Source organism: Pseudomonas sp. 2VD (genome assembly GCF_005503585.1).
Lineage (GTDB): Bacteria > Pseudomonadota > Gammaproteobacteria > Pseudomonadales > Pseudomonadaceae > Pseudomonas > Pseudomonas aeruginosa.
Genome location: NZ_SCND01000089.1, coordinates 1 through 17,771, shown reverse-complemented (window position 1 = coordinate 17,771; position 17,771 = coordinate 1). Strand labels below are relative to the sequence as shown.

The window sequence follows — 17,771 nt, the reverse complement described above, 5'->3', positions numbered from 1 at the left end:
GGCCGTCGGCCCGCGCATGAAAAAGGGGAGCCTCGGCTCCCCTTCTTTCGTTCCGGCTCAGCCGTGGTACTGCGCCGACAGCTCGTGCACCGCCTCGAAGAAGGCGCCGGCATGGGCCGGGTCGACTTCCGGGGTGATGCCGTGGCCGAGATTGAACACATGCCCCGTACCCTCGCCGTAGGCCGCCAGGATCCGCGCGACTTCGGCGCGGATCGCCGCCGGATTGGCGTAGAGCACCGAGGGATCCATGTTGCCTTGCAGGGCTACACGCTCACCGACACGGGCCCGGGCGCTGCCGATGTCGCAGGTCCAGTCCAGGCCCAGCGCCTCGGCGCCGACCTCGGCCATCGACTCCAGCCACAGGCCGCCTCCCTTGGTGAAGAGGATCACCGGCACCCGGCGTCCGTCGTGCTCACGGATCAATCCATCGACGATCTTGCGCATGTAGGCCAGGGAGAACTCCTGGTAGGCCGCCGCCGACAGGCTGCCGCCCCACGAGTCGAAGATCTGCACCGCCTGGGCGCCGGCGCGGATCTGCCCGTTGAGGTAGCTGGTCACCGATTGCGCCAGCTTGTCCAGCAGGGCGTGCATGGCCTTGGGGTTGTCGTAGAGCATCGCCTTGGACTTGCGGAAGTCCTTGCTCGAGCCGCCCTCGACCATGTAGGTGGCGAGGGTCCAGGGGCTGCCGGAGAAGCCGATCAGCGGTACGCGGCCGTTCAGCTCGCGGCGGATGGTGCGCACGGCGTCCATCACATAGCCCAGGTCCTGTTCCGGGTCGGGAACCGGCAGCGCCTCGATGTCGGCCAGCGACGAGACCACCTTGCGGAAGCGCGGGCCTTCTCCGGTCTCGAAGTACAGGCCCTGGCCCATGGCATCGGGAATGGTCAGGATATCGGAGAAGAGGATCGCGGCGTCCAGCTGCGGGTAACGGTCCAGCGGCTGCAGGGTCACTTCGCAGGCCAGCTCGGGGTTCATGCACAGGCTCATGAAATCGCCGGCCTTGGCACGGGTGGCACGGTATTCCGGCAGGTAACGACCGGCCTGGCGCATCATCCAGACGGGGGTGACATCGACGGGCTGCTTGAGCAGGGCGCGGAGGAAGCGGTCGTTCTTCAGGGCAGTCATAACGGCATCCGATCAAAGGCTGCTGGCTTCACGCGGGCGCGTGCGGAAGGGGGTTATCCACAGGCCGGCGGGCGAAAAGGGCCGCTATTGTCGCAAAGCACAAAACAAAAGGCACGGCGGGGGCCGTGCCTTTTGTCTATCGCGGTGATTTGTCGCAGCGCCGGTGGCGCCGCGGATCAGACGCCAAGGTAGTCGAGGATGCCTTCGGCCGCGGTACGTCCTTCGAAGATCGCCGTCACCACTAGGTCGGAACCACGGACCATGTCGCCACCGGCGAAGATCTTCGGGTTGCTGGTCTGGTGCTTGAACTGCGCCTGCGCCGGAGCCACCACGCGGCCCTGGCTGTCGGTGGCGATCTCGAAGCGCTCGAACCACGGCGCCGGACTCGGCCGGAAGCCGAAGGCGATCAGCACGGCTTCCGCCGGGATGATCTCCTCGGAGCCGGGAATCGGTTCGGGGCTGCGGCGTCCGCGGGCGTCCGGCTCGCCGAGACGGGTCTCGACCACCTTCACGCCTTCCACCCGGTCCTCGCCGACGATGGCGATGGGCTGGCGGTTGAAGAGGAACTTCACGCCCTCTTCCTTGGCGTTCTTCACTTCCTTGCGCGAACCCGGCATGTTTTCTTCGTCACGGCGATAGGCACAGGTAACCGACTTGGCGCCCTGGCGGATCGAAGTGCGGTTGCAGTCCATCGCGGTGTCGCCGCCGCCCAGGACCACCACGCGCTTGCCCTTCATATCGACGAAGTCCTCGGCCGACTTCTCGAAGCCGAGGTTGCGGTTCACGTTGGCGATGAGGAAGTCCAGGGCGTCGTGTACGCCCGGCAGGTCCTCGCCGGGGAAACCACCCTTCATGTAGGTGTAGGTGCCCATCCCCATGAACACGGCATCGTACTCATCGAGCAACTGCTCCATGGTCACATCCTTGCCGATCTCGGTGTTCAGGCGGAACTCGATGCCCATGCCGGTGAACACCTCGCGGCGACGGCTGAGGACGTGCTTCTCCAGCTTGAACTCGGGAATGCCGAAGGTCAGCAGGCCGCCGATCTCCGGGTTGCGGTCGAACACCACCGGGGTCACGCCGTTGCGCACCAGCACGTCGGCGCAGCCGAGGCCGGCCGGGCCGGCACCGATCACCGCGACGCGCCTGCCGGTCGGCTTGACCTTGGACAGGTCCGGGCGCCAGCCCATGGCGAAGGCCGTATCGGTGATGTATTTCTCCACCGAGCCGATGGTCACCGCGCCAAAGCCGTCGTTGAGGGTACAGGCACCCTCGCAGAGGCGGTCCTGCGGGCAGACCCGGCCGCAGACTTCCGGCAGGGTGTTGGTCTGGTGCGACAGTTCGGCGGCGGCCAGGATGTTGCCTTCGGAAACCAGCTTCAGCCAGTTCGGGATGAAGTTGTGCACCGGGCACTTCCACTCGCAGTAGGGGTTGCCGCAGCCCAGGCAGCGGTGGGCCTGGTCGGCGGCCTGCTGCGGCTTGAACAGGTCGTGGATCTCCACGAACTCGCGCTTGCGCTGGCGCAGCAGCTTCTTCTTCGGGTCCTTGCGCCCGACTTCGATGAACTGGAAGTCGTTGTTCAGGCGGTCGGAATTCAGACGTTCAGACATATCGAAACCTCATCACAACTTCGGGCGCTTATTGCGGGTTGGCACGGGTGCTGGTCAGCAGCGAACCGAGGCTGGCCGCCTTCGGTTTCACCAGCCAGAACCGACGCAGGTAGTCATCCAGGTTTTCCAGGATGTTCGCGCCCCACTCGCTTGCCGTTTCGTTCACGTACTCGACCAGGACCTTGCGCAGGTGGCTGCGATAGGCCTCCATCGCCTCGCCGCTGATCCGCTGGATTTCCACCAGCTCGTGGTTCACGCGGTCGACGAAAGTGTTGTCCATGTCGAGGACGTAGGCGAAGCCCCCGGTCATGCCGGAGCCGAAGTTGTAGCCGGTCTTGCCCAGCACGCAGACGAAACCGCCGGTCATGTATTCGCAGCAGTGGTCGCCGGTACCTTCCACCACCGCATGGGAACCGGAGTTGCGCACGGCGAAGCGCTCGCCGGCGGTTCCGGCGGCGAACAGCTTGCCGCCGGTGGCGCCGTACAGGCAGGTGTTGCCGACGATGGCCGATTCCTGGGTCTTGAACGGACTGCCCTTGGGCGGGGTGATCACCAGCTTGCCGCCGGTCATGCCCTTGCCTACGTAGTCGTTGGCGTCGCCTTCCAGGTACAGGTGCAGGCCACCGGCGTTCCACACGCCGAAGCTCTGTCCCGCGGTGCCCTTGAAACGGAACACCACCGGTGCCTTGGCCATGCCCTGGTTGCCGTGCAGGCGGGCGATCTCGCCGGATACCCGCGCGCCGATGGATCGGTCGCAGTTGCAGATGTCCAGCTCGTACTCGCCGCCGCTCAGGCCTTCGATGGCGGCCTTCGACAGCTCGACCATCTTCTCGGCCAGCAGGCCCTGGTCGAACGGCGGGTTTTTCTCCACCTCGCAGAACTGCGGCTTGTCGGCCGGGATCAGCTCACTGCCCAGCAACGGAGCGAGATCCAGGTTCTGCTGCTTGGCGGTCTCGCCGGGGAGGATCTCCAGCAGGTCGGTGCGGCCGATCAGCTCGCCCAGGCTGCGCACACCGAGGCGCGCCAGCCACTCGCGGGTTTCCGAGGCAATGAAGGTGAAGAAGTTGATCACCATCGCGGTGGTGCCGATGAAGTGGTCCTTGCGCAGCTTGTCGTTCTGCGTCGCCACGCCGGTGGCGCAGTTGTTCAGGTGGCAGATGCGCAGGTACTTGCAGCCCAGGGCGATCATCGGCGCGGTGCCGAAGCCGAAGCTCTCGGCGCCGAGGATGGCCGCCTTGATCACGTCCAGGCCGGTCTTCAGGCCGCCATCGGTCTGCACCCGGACCTTGCCGCGCAGGTCGTTGCCGCGCAGGGTCTGGTGGGTTTCCGCCAGGCCCAGTTCCCAGGGCGAGCCGGCGTACTTGATCGAGGTGATCGGCGAGGCGCCGGTACCGCCGTCGTAGCCGGAGATGGTGATCAGGTCCGCATAGGCCTTGGCCACGCCGGCGGCGATGGTGCCGACGCCCGGCTCCGACACCAGCTTCACCGATACCAGCGCCTGCGGGTTGACCTGCTTGAGGTCGAAGATCAGCTGCGCCAGGTCTTCGATGGAGTAGATGTCGTGGTGCGGCGGCGGCGAGATCAGGGTCACGCCGGGCACCGCATAGCGCAGGCGGGCGATCAGGCCGTTGACCTTGCCGCCCGGCAACTGGCCGCCCTCGCCGGGCTTGGCGCCCTGGGCCACCTTGATCTGCAGGACCTCGGCGTTGACCAGGTATTCCGGGGTCACGCCGAAGCGGCCGGTAGCCACCTGCTTGATCTTCGAACTCTTCAGCGTGCCGTAGCGCGCCGGGTCCTCGCCGCCCTCGCCAGAGTTGGAGCGACCGCCCAGGGTGTTCATCGCCTCGGCCAGCGCCTCGTGGGCCTCCGGCGACAGCGCGCCGAGGGAAATCCCGGCGGCATCGAAGCGCTTGAAGATGGCTTCCAGCGGCTCCACCTCGTCGAGCGCCAGCGGCTGCGCGGTGGTCTTCACCTGCAACAGGTCGCGGATCATCGACACCGGGCGCTGGTCCACCAGCGCGGTGTATTCCTTGAACTTCTCGTAGTCGCCCTGCTGCACGGCAGCCTGCAGGGTATTCACCACATCCGGGTTGTAGGCGTGGTATTCGCCGCCATAGACGAACTTCAGCAAGCCGCCCTGCTGGATCGGCTTGCGGTTGCTCCAGGCCTCGGCGGCCAGGAGCTTCTGCTCGTTCTCGATATCGACGAAGCGCGCGCCCTGGATGCGGCTGGCGACTCCGGTGAAGCACAGGTCGGTGACCTCGTCGGACAGGCCCACAGCCTCGAACAGCTGCGCGCCACGGTAGGACGCGACGGTGGAGATGCCCATCTTCGAGAGAATCTTCATCAGGCCCTTGGAGATCCCCTTGCGGTAGTACTTGAACACCTCGTAGAGGTCGCCCAGCACTTCACCGGTGCGGATCAGGTCGGCCAGCACCTCGTAGGCGAGGAACGGATAGACCGCCGAGGCGCCGAAGCCGATCAGCACCGCGAAATGGTGCGGATCGCGGGCGGTGGCGGTCTCCACCAGGATGTTGGAGTCGCAGCGCAGCCCGGTCTGCACCAGGCGGTGGTGCACCGCGCCGACGGCCAGGGCAGCATGCACCGGCAGTTTGCCGGGAGCGATATGGCGGTCGCTGAGGATCAGCAGCACCTTGCCGCCGCGCACGGCTTCCTCGGCCTGGTCGGCGATGTTGCGCACCGCGGCCTCCAGGCCCATCGACTCGTCGTAGTTGAGGTCGATGAAGTGGCGGTCGAAGCCCGGGCGGTCCAGGGTCATGATGGTCCGCCACTTCGCCGGCGAGATCACCGGAGTGGTGAGGATCGCCTGGTTGGCATGGTGCGGGGCTTCCTCGAAGATGTTCTGCTCGACGCCCAGGCAGGTTTCCAGGGACATCACGATGGCTTCGCGCAGCGGGTCGATCGGCGGGTTGGTGACCTGGGCGAATTGCTGGCGGAAGTAATCGTACGGAGAGCGGATGCGCCGGGAGAGGATCGCCATCGGCGTATCGTCGCCCATGGAGCCAACCGCTTCCTGGCCCTGCTCACCGAGCGGACGCAGCACCTGGTCACGCTCCTCGAAGGTGACCTGGAACATCTTCATGAATTGCTTGAGCTGGTCGGCGTCGTAGCTGGCCACGCCATGGTCGTCGTCCAGGGTCGCCTGGATGCGCAGGGCATTCTGCCGCAGCCATTGCTTGTAGGGATGGCGCGACTTCAGGCGGTTGTCGATGTCGTCGCTGTGCAGGACCTGGCCGGTCTCGGTGTCCACCGCGAGGATCTGCCCCGGACCGACGCGACCCTTGGCGATGACGTCCTCGGGCTTGTAGTCCCAGACGCCGATTTCCGAGGCCAGGGTGATGTAGCCGTTCTTCGTGGTGACCCAGCGCGACGGGCGCAGGCCATTGCGGTCGAGCAGGCAGACGGCATAGCGACCGTCGGTCAGCACGACGCCGGCGGGGCCATCCCAGGGCTCCATATGCAGCGAGTTGTACTCGTAGAACGCGCGCAGGTCGGCGTCCATGGTCTCGACGTTCTGCCAGGCCGGCGGGATGATCATGCGCAGGCCGCGGAACAGGTCCATGCCGCCGGTGACCATCAGTTCGAGCATGTTGTCCATGCTCGACGAGTCGGAGCCGACGCGGTTCACCAGCGGGCCTAGCTCTTCCAGGTCGGGGATCAGTTCGTTGGTGAACTTGGTCCGCCGCGCCTGGGCCCAGTTGCGGTTGCCGGTGATGGTGTTGATCTCGCCGTTGTGGGCGAGGAAGCGGAAAGGCTGCGCCAGCGGCCATTTCGGCAGGGTGTTGGTGGAGAAGCGCTGGTGGAATACGCAGATCGCGGTCTGCAGGCGCTCGTCGCCAAGGTCCGGATAGAAGGCGGCCAGGTCGGCCGGCATCATCAGGCCCTTATAGATGATGGTCTTGTGCGAAAAGCTGCAGATGTAGTGGTCGCTGTCGGCGGCGTTGGCCACCGACGAGCGGCGCCGTGCGCTGAACAGCTTGATGGCGAAGTCCTGGTCGCTCAGGCCGGCGCCGCCGATGAACACCTGTTCGATCTGCGGCAGGCGCTCCAGCGCCAGGCGGCCGAGAACGCTGGTATCGATCGGCACCTTGCGCCAGCCGACCAGCTCCAGTCCGGCGGCGACGATCTCGCGATTCATGTTCTCGCGTGCCGCCTCGGCTTTCACCGGGTCCTGGTTGAAGAACACCATGCCCACCGCGTATTGCTCGGGCAGGTCGACAGAAAAGGCTTCCCTGGCGACGGCACGCAGGAACAGGTCGGGCTTCTGGATCAGCAGCCCGCAGCCGTCCCCGGTCTTGCCATCGGCATTGATCCCACCGCGGTGGGTCATGCAGGTCAGTGCTTCGATTGCGGTTTGCAGAAGTTGATGGCTCGGCTCGCCCTGCATATGGGCGATCAGGCCAAATCCGCAGTTATCCTTGAACGTTTCAGGATGGTACAGACCTGCTTTCATAAGGAACTCTCACCGGCAAAACTTTTTTAGTCATCTACTTCGCCTGTCACCCGCTCATGCGGCGAGTTTTCGACAGGCAAAGGGAGGCCATTGTACATAGGTGCACAAGGCCTCACAAATTTTGCGGCGAGAAAATGAAATTCAATGTCGCCAAAATGAAAGACGAAACCCGCCGGTCATGCTAACGACTAGCGAGTTTCGTCAAGAGGCGACGGCAGGTCGGATCAATGCGCCTGGCCGATCTCCTGCTGGATGCTGGCGAAGGTACGCGGCCACGGCTTGCCGGCCTGCACCTTGGACGGCAGTTTTTTCACTGCGGCCAGGGCGGCGGCACGGTTCGGGAAGCTGCCATAGGTGACGACGTAGAACGGCTTGCCTTGCAGGGTTTTCTTGAAGTAGCGGAAATCGCCGCCGCCCTGCTGGCGAATGAACGCCTGGGCATTGGCTTCGGAGCCGGTACCGAGGATCTGCAGGGCGAAGTTACCACCAGACTGGTTGCGATACCACTGGCTTCCCGCACCGCCACCGCTGGCCGGCTTGGCGGCCGGAGCCGGGGCCGGCTTCGCCGCAGCGGTGGTGGCCGGCTTGCTCGCCGCCGGCTTGGCCGGAGCGGGGGCCGGGGCCGGCTTGCTGGCCGGGGCGCTGGCGACCGGCGCGGCCGGTGCCGGGGTCTGCGTCGGAGTCGGAGTCGGGGTCGCCGCAGGCGCGGTCGGTTCGGTCGGCGCCGGCGGCACCGGATGCATCGGCGTGACGCCGTTGTTGGCCAGCGGCGTCACCGGAGGAGCCGAGCTGGAAACGGTAGGCGGCACCGCGGCGGACGGCAGGCCGCCTTCGTCGTCGCCACCTTGCCCGGCGGCCTGGGCCAGCGGCTCGCGAATGACCGGCTGCGACTCGCCGACCAACGGTAGCGGCAACGGCTGGCTGGAGCCGTTGAACTCCACGGCCGGGCCGCTGCCCGGCTGCTGGGCCTGGGCCGGCGTAGCGCCATTCATGGACAATTCGGTAGAGGCGGTCTGCGGCGCCTCCGGCTTGCTCTTGCCTTGCATGAACCAGGCGGCGATCACGCCGATGGCCACGACCGCAAGAATCACCAGATGCTTCTTGGGCAAGTTGAAAGACCCTCCGGTTGCCTTGCGCGCTGCGCCACGATTGGCCAGCATCGCTTCGATCAGGGCATCGCGGGCGACCTGGTTGATCGCTCCCGGCCAGCCTTCCGACTGCTCGTGGATGTCCACCAGCAGGTCGTTGGAAATCAGCTCGATGCCCTGCCCGGCGCCCTCGAGACGCTGGGCCAGGTAGTCGCGGGTTTCCTCTTCGCTGTATGGCTGCAACTCGATGGCATGGAAGCGCTCCTCACCCTCGGAAAACACCTCCAGGCGCGGCAGCAACGACGGCTCACCGAACAGGAATACATGCAGGCGTCCCTCGTTGGTGCCGGAAGCCAGCAGCAACAGCACTTCCAGCGCGCTGTCCTGGAGCTGCTCGGCATCGTCCACCATCAGGTAGACGTCCTGCCCGGTGATCGCCAGCTGCGCCACCTTGGTCAGGATCGCCTCCAGGCTCGCCTGGTTGATGCTCAGGCCCTGCGCCACCTGGCGCAGCAACGAAGTCTCGTCGGCGGCGGTGCGCGCCGAGATCACCACGCTGAGGACCGCATCCTTGTTGGTGCTGGCCACCAGCGCCTGGCGCAGCAGGGTCTTGCCGCTGCCCAGGGGCCCGGTGACCAGCAGCAGGAGCTGGCTGTAGCGGGCCAGATGGTGCAACTGGCCGAGCACCGGCTTGCGCTGCGCCGGGAAGAACTTGAAACCCGGAACGCGCGGCGCGAACGGGTCGTGACTGAATTGGTAGTGGCCCAGGAAGGCCTCATCGGCATGCAAGCTGGTCATGGGACCTCATTCATCTCCAAGCTGGTCGGCCAAGGCCCGATAGTCGGTGCGCAGGGTCGCGTCCAAGATCTCACGGGGAAAATCGCCGGTGACCACGGCATTCCCCAGTCCTTGCAGCAAAACCAGACGCAGGCGGCCATCGAGCACTTTCTTGTCGACGGCCATGTGTTCCATAAAATCTTCCGCCGTCATCTCGGCCGGCGGTACCACGGGCAGGCCAGCCCGGCGCAGCAGACGGATACCGCGATCGCGCTCGGCGGCGCTCAGCCAACCCAACCGATGCGACATCTCGAGTGCCATCACGGTTCCCGCCCCTACCGCTTCGCCGTGCAACCAGACGCCGTAACCTTGCTGGGTCTCGATCGCGTGACCGAAGGTATGGCCGAGGTTCAGCGTGGCACGCACGCCCGACTCGCGCTCGTCGGCGCCCACCACGCGGGCCTTCGCCGCGCAAGAGCGCTCGATGGCCTCGGTGACAACGGTCGGCTCCAGTGCCAGCAAGGCATCCATGTGCTCTTCCAGCCAGGTGATGAACGGTTCGTCGCAAATGAAACCGTACTTGATCACCTCCGCCAGCCCGGCGGACAGCTCGCGGGACGGCAGCGTCTTCAGCGACGCGGTGTCAATGACCACCGCCTGGGGCTGGTAGAACGCACCGATCATATTCTTGCCCAACGGATGGTTGATCCCGGTCTTGCCGCCCACCGAGGAGTCGACCTGGGACAACAGGGTGGTCGGCACCTGGATGAAGTTGACCCCACGCTGGTAGCAGGCCGCGGCGAAACCGGCCATGTCACCGATGACGCCGCCGCCCAGGGCGATCAGGGTAGTCTTGCGGTCATGCCGCTCCTTCAGCAGGGCATCGAAGATCAGTTGCAGGGTTTCCCACTGCTTGTAGGCCTCGCCGTCGGGCAGCACCACAGGGGTGACCTCGTGGCCTTGCAGTGCCTTGAGCAGAGTTTCCAGATAGAGAGGAGCGACCGTTTCGTTGCTGATCACCGCGACCCGGCGACCGACGATATGCGGCGCGAACCAGCGGGCGTCGCCCAGCAGGTTTTCACCGATGTAAATGGGATAGCTACGCTCGCCTAGATCGACGTGAAGTGTGCGCATGAGGCCCCCAGACAGGAAAGGGCAATAGGATAACGCAATTCGCCGCGCCTCAGCGGGGCGGCAACTTGCGCAGGCGTTCGAGAATTTCCTGGACGACCAGGCGCGGCGGCCTTTCGTCGGTCTCCACCACCACATCGGCGATTTCGCGGTAGAGCGGGTCGCGCAGCGCCATCAGGTCGCGGAGGATCTGTCCCGGGTTGGGCTTCTGCAACAAGGGGCGGTTGCGGTCCCGCGCCGTGCGCGCGATCTGGTGCTCGACCGAGGCATGCAGGTACACAACCCGGCCACCGGCGCGCAGCACCTGGCGGTTACCGTCGCGCATCACCGCCCCGCCGCCGGTGGCGATCACCATGCCGTCGGCGGCGCAGAGTTCGGTGAGCATGGCCTGCTCGCGCTCGCGGAAACCGACCTCGCCCTCGACATCGAAGATCCATGGGATATTCGCGCCGCACCGCTGTTCGATCTCCTTGTCGGAGTCCTTGAACGCGAGATGCAGCTCCTTGGCGAGCAGGCGCCCGATGGTGCTCTTTCCAGCACCCATCGGGCCGACGAGGATCAGGTTGACCACGTTGTTCGATATCAGCGACCGATTGCGATGGCCTGATTATTCATGATCCGCGGTGTCAGGAAAACCAGAAGTTCGTTTTTCCGGTCGGTGACGGTATCACGCCGGAACAGCCGCCCCAGGTAAGGCAGTTCGCCGAGGAACGGCACCTTCTCCACCGACTTGCTCTGCTCGTTACTGAACACGCCGCCGATGACGATGGTCTCGCCGTCGTTGACCAGGATCTTGGCGTTGACCTCGTTCTTGTTGATAGGAGGTACGCCGTTCAACATATTCTGGTAATCCGGCGCGTCCTTGGTCACCTTCACTTCGACGATGATCCGGTTGTCCGGGGTGATCTGCGGGGTCACCTCGAGGGACAGCGCGGCTTCCTTGAACGAGGTGCTGGTAGCGCCGCTGGAACTGGCCTCCTGGTAGGGGACTTCCGAGCCCTTGAGGATCTTCGCGGTTTCCTTGTCCGAGGTCACGACCTTGGGTTGGGAGACGATCTCGCCGTTGCCGGTCTTTTCCATCGCCGACAGTTGCAGGTCGAGGATGATGTTGTCGGTGATGAAGCCGATGCCGATCCCGGAGGTAGCATCCTTGGCACCGAGGTCGACGAACGGCGACGGCGACTTGCTGGTACCCGTGGTCGGGAAGGTACAGCTACCGGCGATCGGGCCGCAGTTCATGCCGTCCTCGTCCTTGATCCCGATATTGCCGTCCTTCCCGTAGCCGCTCCAGTTGCCCTTGTGATAAGCGCCGCCCCAGCGCACACCGAGACTCTTGTCGTAACCGACGTTGGCCTCGACGATGCGTGCCTCGATCATCACCTGGCGCACCGGAATATCCAGCTGCGAAACGATCCGCCGCAGTTCGTCCAGTCGCTCCTGGGGCTGATAGGCGATGATGCTGTTGGTGCGGTCGTCGACGGTGATCGAGCCGCGCCCGCCTTCCTTGCCTTCCTGGCCACCATCGCTGGTCACCGACTGGAACAGCTTGGCGATGTCCGCGGCCTTGGCGTAGTTCACCTGGATCAGTTCCCGGCGCAGTGGCGCCAACTCGGCGATCTGCTTCTGCGCTTCCAGCTCCTGGCGCTCACGGGCGGCGATCTCGTCGGCCGGGGCCACCAGCAGTACGTTGCCGAGCTTGCGCTTGTCCAGGCCCTTGGTCTTCAGTACCAGGTCCAGCGCCTGGTCCCACGGCACGTTCTGCAGGCGCAGGGTGATATTGCCCTGCACGGTATCCGAGGCCACCAGATTCAGGTCGGTGAAGTCGGCGATCAGTTGCAGTACCGAACGCACGTCGATGTCCTGGAAGTTCAGCGACAGTTTCTCGCCGGTATAGGCGAAATTGTCCTTCTTGCGCCGCTCGGCATCTTCCGTGGTCATCGGCTTGATGCTGACGGTCAGGCGATTGTCGGTCTGGTAGACCAGGTAGTCGTAGAGCCCGCTCGGCTCGATGGTGATGCTGGTACGGTCGGATTGCGCGCTGGCGTTGACGAACTGCACCGGCGTGGCGAAGTCCTTGACGTCCAGGCGAACCCGCAGCGCATCCGGCAGCTGGGTCTTGGCGAAGTCCAGGCGGATCTTGCCGCCCTGCTCCTGGATATCCGGGCTCAAGGTCGGGTCGGACAGGTCGATGACCACGTTGCCCTCGCCCTTTTCGCCACGCTGGAAATCGATGTTGCGGATGGCACGACCCGCCGGCACGTACGGCTTGGGCTTGATCGGCTGGGCATAGCTGGCCGGAGCCGGGCTTGCCTTGACCGGAGCGGCGGAAGCGACGCTGGCGCCGGCCGGCGAATTGCCGACCACCACGAAGAGGTTGTTGCCTTCCACCCGAGTGGTGTAGGACGACAGCGCGGTCAGGTTGATGATCAACCGTGTGCGATCCTTCGCCTCGACCACCGTGACGCTGCGCGTATTGCCCACGCTCAGCTCGCGATTCTTGGTGCCGAGCTTGTTCTGCACCCCCGGCAGATCGAGGGCGATTCGCGCCGGCTGCTCGATGGTATAGCCACGCGGCGCGGCGACGGGCTCGTCGAACTGCAGCTTTAGCTCGACCCGGTCGCCAGGCAGTGCCGCCACGTCGAGTTTCTCCAGGTCCGCGGCGAGCAATGCCGGCGCGAACATGGCGGCCAGCAAAGCGATCCCGAGGCGCGAGAGGCCACTGTTCATCGTCCGACTCCGTTGTACAGACTGCTGTTGGTTATGCATGTTTTTCCCCGCCCTCAGGAGCGTTCCTTGAGAGTCAGGCTGCGCGGACGCTCCAGCCAGTTCCCCTCTCCGTCAGGAACGATTTCGATCACGTCTATTTTTCCTTCGCTGATGCCGACGACCTTGCCGTCGTTGCGCCCCAGGTAGTCCCCGACCCTCACCCGGTGCACGCCACCCGCGCCCTTCACCAGGGCGAAGGTGCCCTGGGCGTTGGACAGGGTGCCGACCATCTCGAAGGTCTCGATGTTGAAGCCTTCCAGGAACTGCTTGACCCGCGTCTCATCGGGCTTGATCACCTTGTTGCCCTTCTGCCGCACGGTCAGGTCGATCTTCACCGGCGGCTGGAACGGGCTGCGTAGCGACGCGGCGCTATAGGTGAAGGCCTCGTACGGCTGGAACTTCGGCAACGGCTCGATGGTACCCTTGGGTCGGGCGCGAACCTCGACCATGTAGGACTGCAGATCGGCGAAATCGGAACCGCCGCCGCATCCGGCCAGGCTGGCGAGCAGCAGGCTGCTCAGAATCAGGCGGGCTCTCATTTCTTCAGCCCCTTGTCGTTGTAGCGATAGGTCTTGGCCAGGATGCTCATGCGCAGCTTGGACGTGCTGCCGGGCGCGACCGGCTTGATCTCGAAGTCATGCAGGGTGACGATCCGCGGCAGGCTGGATACGCCGCTGACGAAGGTCGCCAGGTCGTGGTAGCCGCCGACCACGCTGATCTGGATCGGCAGCTCGATGTAGAACTGCTGGGCAACCTCGGGAAGCAGCTTGATTTCCTCGAACTCAAGGCCGCTGCCCAGGCCGGTACGAGTGATGTCCTCGAGCAGCCCGGGTACCTCGGTGTCGCTGGGCAACTGCCGCAGCAAGGCGCCGAAGGACTCTTCCATCTCCTTCATCTGTGCCTTGTAGGCTTCCAGGTTCGCGGCCTGGAAGGCCTTGGTGGAGAACTGCTGCTTGAGCGTCTCCTCTTCCGCGGCCTGCTGTTCGAGCTGAGCCTGCATGTCGCTCAGATGGAAGTTGTAGCCCAGCGCCAGGACCGCCGCGGTCAGCAGCACGCAGACGATGACCTTGACCGCCGCCGGCCAGGAACCGATGTTGTTCAGGTCAAGATCGTTGATATCGATCTTGCGCAGACTTTCCAGGGAACTGGCCAGACTCATTTCTTGGCTCCTTGCGCAACCCCATGCTTCGCCTTGGCGTCTTCCTCGCCGGGCTGCGTCTGCTGCACGGTCAGTTGGAACACGTTGGCCTGGTCCACCGCGCCCTGGGTCACCGCCTTGACCTCGTTCAGGGTCGGAGCGGTCAGCCACTCGGACGCGTCCATGTTGCGCATGAGATTGGAAACGCGGTTGTTGGACTCGGCCGCGCCGGCGATGGCGATGTTCTTGCCGGTCATCTTCAGGTCGGTGAAATACACGCCGTCGGGCAAGGTCCGCACGAGCTGGTCGAACACCCGTCCGATGATGGGACGGTTGCCCTGCAGGTCCTGGATGATCTTCATCCGCTCGAGCAATTGCTGGCGCCGCGACTTCAGTTCGCTGATTTCCTTGATCCGGGCGTCGAGTACGACGATTTCCTTGCGCAGGAAGTCGTTGCGGGCGTTCTGGTTCTCGATGGCCGCGGTGAAGTACTGGTCGCCAAGGAATACCAGCGCAGCCGATGCCACCAGGACGCCGCCAAGAATCACCAGGAACTGCTGCTTGCGCTGCTCGCGCAGCTCTTCGCGCCAGGGTAGAAGGTTAATCCGTGCCATCAGTCGAAACTCCTCAACGCCAGGCCGCAGGCGATCATCAACGCCGGAGCGTCGCTGGCCAGGGCGCCGGCATTCACCTTGCCGTTCAGCGCCATGTCGGCGAACGGGTTGGCGACCAGGGTCGGGGTGCCGATCTTCTGCTGGATCAACCGATCGAGATCCTGGATAGACGCCGTACCGCCCGCCAGGACGATGTAATCGACGTCGTTGAACTGTCCGGCGGCGAAGAAGAACTGCAGCGAGCGGGAAACCTGCTGCACCACGGCGTCCTTGAACGGACGCAGAACTTCGCTGTCGTAGTCATCCGGAAGACCGCCCTGCTTCTTGGCGAGGCCGGCTTCCTCCACCGAGAGTCCGTAACGCCGCTGGATCTCCTCGGTGAGCTGGCGACCGCCGAACAGCTGTTCGCGGGTATAGATGGTGCGTCCGTTGTGCAGGACGCTCAGGGTGGTCATGGTCGCGCCGATGTCCACTACCGCCACGGTCAACTGGTCGGTGTCGGCACCCAGCTGGCTGCTCAGCAGCGCATAGGAGCGCTCCAGCGCGTAGGCCTCGACGTCGACCACCTTGGCGGTCAGGCCGGCCAGCGCCAGGGCCGCTTCGCGAACCTCGACGTTCTCTTTCCGACAGGCGGCCAGGAGTACGTCCACGCGCTCGGGATTGCGCGCGGAGAGCCCCTGGACCTCGAAGTCGATGGCGACTTCCTCCAGCGGATAGGGGATGTACTGGTCGGCCTCGATCTTCAGCTGGTTTTCCAGTTCATCCTCGGAAAGCCCGGCCTCCATCTCGATGGTCTTGGTGATCACCGCCGAACCGGCGACGGCGACCACGGCCGACTTCAGGTTGGTTTTCGCCTTGACCAGCACCCGTGACAACGCCTGGCCGACCCCTTCCAGCTCGACGATGTTCTTTTCCACGACTGCATTCGGCGGAAGCGGCTCGACGGCATAGGCCTCCACTTTGTAGCGGCCTCCGGAGCGGCTCAACTCAAGGAGCTTTACCGAGGTCGAGCTGATGTCGATCCCCAGCAAGGTGTTCGCTTTCTTCTTTATGAGCCCTAGCACGACCAATTCCCTATTAGCGTTCAATACTTACGAACGATTCTTCTTTTTTCACATTAGATACCAGAGCCGAAGGCCAGGCAAATGGCTAGGTCACAGAAAAATTGCTTATAATGTGAACAGCTTTTGCCTTTTTCCTGTCCTATTCGCTTAACTCTTTCTTTTTCCTGGAAATCCGAAACTACCCATGCGCCTGCTGAAGTTCCTGTGGTGGACTTGCGTCACCCTGATTTGTGGAGTGCTGCTCAGTTTCAGCGGCGCCTATCTCTATCTGAGTCCCAGCCTGCCCTCGGTGGAAGCTCTGCGTAACGTCCAGCTGCAGATCCCCCTCAAGGTCTACAGCGAGGACGGCAAGCTGATCTCCGAGTTCGGCGAGATGCGCCGGACACCGATCCGCTTCGCTGACATCCCGCAGGACTTCATCCATGCCCTGCTGTCCGCCGAGGACGACAATTTCGCCAACCATTATGGCGTCGATGTGAAAAGCCTAATGCGCGCCGCCGCGCAATTATTGAAAAGCGGTCACATCCAGACTGGCGGCAGCACCATCACCATGCAGGTAGCGAAGAACTACTTCCTTACCAATGAAAGAAGCTTCTCGCGAAAGATCAATGAAATCCTCCTGGCTCTGCAGATCGAGCGACAGCTGACCAAGGACGAGATCCTCGAGCTTTACGTCAACAAGATCTACCTGGGCAACCGTGCCTATGGCATCGAGGCTGCCGCACAGGTCTATTACGGCAAGCCGATCAAAGACTTGAGCCTGGCCGAGATGGCGATGATCGCCGGCCTGCCGAAAGCGCCCTCGCGCTACAACCCGCTGGTCAACCCGACCCGCAGTACGGAGCGGCGCAACTGGATCCTCGAGCGCATGCTCAAGCTCGGCTTCATCGACCAGCAGCGCTACCAGGCCGCCGTCGAGGAGCCGATCAACGCCTCCTACCACGTGCAGACCCCCGAACTGAATGCGCCCTACATTGCCGAGATGGCACGTGCCGAGATGGTCGGCCGCTACGGCAGCGAGGCCTATACCGAGGGCTACAAGGTCATCACCACGGTCCGCAGCGACCTGCAGAACGCCGCCAGCCAATCGGTCCGCGACGGCCTCATCGACTATGACCAGCGCCACGGCTACCGCGGCCCGGAGACCCGCCTACCGGGCCAGACCCGCGATGCCTGGCTCAAGCACCTGGGCCAGCAACGCAGCATCGGCGGCCTGGAGCCGGCGATCGTCACCCAGGTGGAAAAGAGCGGGATCATGGTGATGACCCGCGACGGCAAGGAAGAAGCCGTGACCTGGGACAGCATGAAATGGGCACGCCCCTTCCTCAGCAACAACAGCATGGGCCCGATGCCGCGCCAGCCCGCCGACGTGGCCCAGGCCGGCGACCAAATCCGCGTGCAGCGCCAGGAAGACGGCACCCTGCGCTTCGTACAGGTTCCCGCCGCACAGAGCGCGCTGATCTCCCTGGACCCGAAGGACGGGGCGATCCGCTCGCTGGTCGGCGGCTTCTCCTTCGAGCAGAGCAACTACAACCGCGCGATCCAAGCCAAGCGCCAGCCGGGCTCCAGTTTCAAGCCGTTCATCTACAGCGCGGCCCTGGACAATGGTTTCACCGCCGCCAGCCTGGTCAACGATGCGCCGATCGTGTTCGTCGACGAGTACCTGGACAAGGTCTGGCGACCGAAGAACGACACCAACACCTTCCTCGGCCCGATCCCGCTGCGCGAAGCCCTGTACAAGTCCCGCAACATGGTCTCGATCCGCGTCCTGCAGGGCCTGGGCATCGAGCGGGCGATCAGCTACATCACCAAGTTCGGCTTCCAGCGCGACGAACTGCCGCGCAACTTCTCCCTGGCCCTGGGTACCGCGACAGTCACACCGATGGAAATCGCCGGCGCCTGGAGCGTATTCGCCAACGGCGGCTACAAGGTCAATCCGTACGTCATCGAACGCATCGAGAGCCGCGACGGACAGGTGCTGTAC

General features: G+C 64.2%; 12 protein-coding genes. 1 reads left to right on the top strand and 11 read right to left on the bottom strand.

The window, feature by feature from the left end:
- Positions 1–57: 57 nt before the first annotated feature.
- The 11 genes from hemE to pilM all read right to left on the bottom strand — a co-directional run bounded on the left by hemE (position 58) and on the right by pilM (position 15,787).
- The gene (gene hemE, locus FFS27_RS12570; RefSeq protein ID WP_021263521.1) at positions 58–1,125 is read right to left on the bottom strand and encodes a uroporphyrinogen decarboxylase; all 1,068 of its coding nucleotides are present in this window, start codon (positions 1,123–1,125) and stop codon (positions 58–60) included.
- Between the two features lie 176 nt (positions 1,126–1,301).
- A complete protein-coding gene (locus tag FFS27_RS12565; protein WP_003095829.1) occupies positions 1,302–2,735 on the bottom strand; it encodes an FAD-dependent oxidoreductase in 1,434 nt (477 codons plus the stop codon).
- Positions 2,736–2,763: 28 nt separating this feature from the next.
- Positions 2,764–7,209: a glutamate synthase large subunit gene (gltB, locus tag FFS27_RS12560; RefSeq protein ID WP_021263520.1), complete on the bottom strand. Its 4,446-nt coding sequence runs from the start codon at positions 7,207–7,209 to the stop codon at positions 2,764–2,766.
- Positions 7,210–7,433: 224 nt separating this feature from the next.
- Positions 7,434–9,095 (bottom strand): AAA family ATPase, encoded by a 1,662-nt coding sequence (locus tag FFS27_RS12555; protein ID WP_023101642.1) that lies wholly within the window; start codon positions 9,093–9,095, stop codon positions 7,434–7,436.
- A gap of 6 nt (positions 9,096–9,101) precedes the next feature.
- Positions 9,102–10,208, bottom strand: coding sequence for a 3-dehydroquinate synthase (gene aroB / locus FFS27_RS12550; protein ID WP_003107839.1), 1,107 nt, complete (start codon positions 10,206–10,208; stop codon positions 9,102–9,104).
- A 49-nt stretch (positions 10,209–10,257) separates the two neighbouring features.
- The gene (aroK, locus tag FFS27_RS12545; protein WP_003095833.1) at positions 10,258–10,776 is read right to left on the bottom strand and encodes a shikimate kinase AroK; all 519 of its coding nucleotides are present in this window, start codon (positions 10,774–10,776) and stop codon (positions 10,258–10,260) included.
- Positions 10,777–10,787: 11 nt separating this feature from the next.
- On the bottom strand, positions 10,788–12,932 hold the full coding sequence (gene pilQ / locus FFS27_RS12540; RefSeq protein ID WP_003114575.1) for a type 4a pilus secretin PilQ: 2,145 nt from the start codon (positions 12,930–12,932) through the stop codon (positions 10,788–10,790).
- Between the two features lie 53 nt (positions 12,933–12,985).
- Positions 12,986–13,510, bottom strand: coding sequence for a type 4a pilus biogenesis lipoprotein PilP (gene pilP / locus FFS27_RS12535; protein ID WP_021263517.1), 525 nt, complete (start codon positions 13,508–13,510; stop codon positions 12,986–12,988).
- On the bottom strand, positions 13,507–14,130 hold the full coding sequence (pilO, locus tag FFS27_RS12530; RefSeq protein ID WP_003103268.1) for a type 4a pilus biogenesis protein PilO: 624 nt from the start codon (positions 14,128–14,130) through the stop codon (positions 13,507–13,509). The genes pilP and pilO overlap by 4 nt, the downstream gene beginning before the upstream one ends.
- On the bottom strand, positions 14,127–14,723 hold the full coding sequence (gene pilN, locus FFS27_RS12525; RefSeq protein WP_003095839.1) for a type 4a pilus biogenesis protein PilN: 597 nt from the start codon (positions 14,721–14,723) through the stop codon (positions 14,127–14,129). The genes pilO and pilN overlap by 4 nt, the downstream gene beginning before the upstream one ends.
- A complete protein-coding gene (gene pilM, locus FFS27_RS12520; protein WP_003110888.1) occupies positions 14,723–15,787 on the bottom strand; it encodes a type IV pilus assembly protein PilM in 1,065 nt (354 codons plus the stop codon). The genes pilN and pilM overlap by 1 nt, the downstream gene beginning before the upstream one ends.
- A gap of 184 nt (positions 15,788–15,971) precedes the next feature.
- Between pilM and FFS27_RS12515 the strand changes: the two genes are divergently transcribed.
- A partial coding sequence (locus FFS27_RS12515) for a penicillin-binding protein 1A (protein ID WP_137952043.1) occupies positions 15,972–17,771 on the top strand: 1,800 nt, incomplete at its 3' end.

Bases quoted from the DNA above. Each gene is read 5' to 3' on its own strand.
- hemE (WP_021263521.1), bottom strand. From the start codon at position 1,125: ATGACTGCCCTGAAGAACGACCGCTTCCTCCGCGCCCTGCTCAAGCAG.
- aroB (WP_003107839.1), bottom strand. From the start codon at position 10,208: ATGCGCACACTTCACGTCGATCTAGGCGAGCGTAGCTATCCCATTTAC.
- FFS27_RS12565 (WP_003095829.1), bottom strand. From the start codon at position 2,735: ATGTCTGAACGTCTGAATTCCGACCGCCTGAACAACGACTTCCAGTTC.
- pilP (WP_021263517.1), bottom strand. From the start codon at position 13,510: ATGAGAGCCCGCCTGATTCTGAGCAGCCTGCTGCTCGCCAGCCTGGCC.
- FFS27_RS12555 (WP_023101642.1), bottom strand. From the start codon at position 9,095: ATGACCAGCTTGCATGCCGATGAGGCCTTCCTGGGCCACTACCAATTC.
- pilO (WP_003103268.1), bottom strand. From the start codon at position 14,130: ATGAGTCTGGCCAGTTCCCTGGAAAGTCTGCGCAAGATCGATATCAAC.
- gltB (WP_021263520.1), bottom strand. From the start codon at position 7,209: ATGAAAGCAGGTCTGTACCATCCTGAAACGTTCAAGGATAACTGCGGA.
- pilQ (WP_003114575.1), bottom strand. From the start codon at position 12,932: ATGAACAGTGGCCTCTCGCGCCTCGGGATCGCTTTGCTGGCCGCCATG.
- pilN (WP_003095839.1), bottom strand. From the start codon at position 14,723: ATGGCACGGATTAACCTTCTACCCTGGCGCGAAGAGCTGCGCGAGCAG.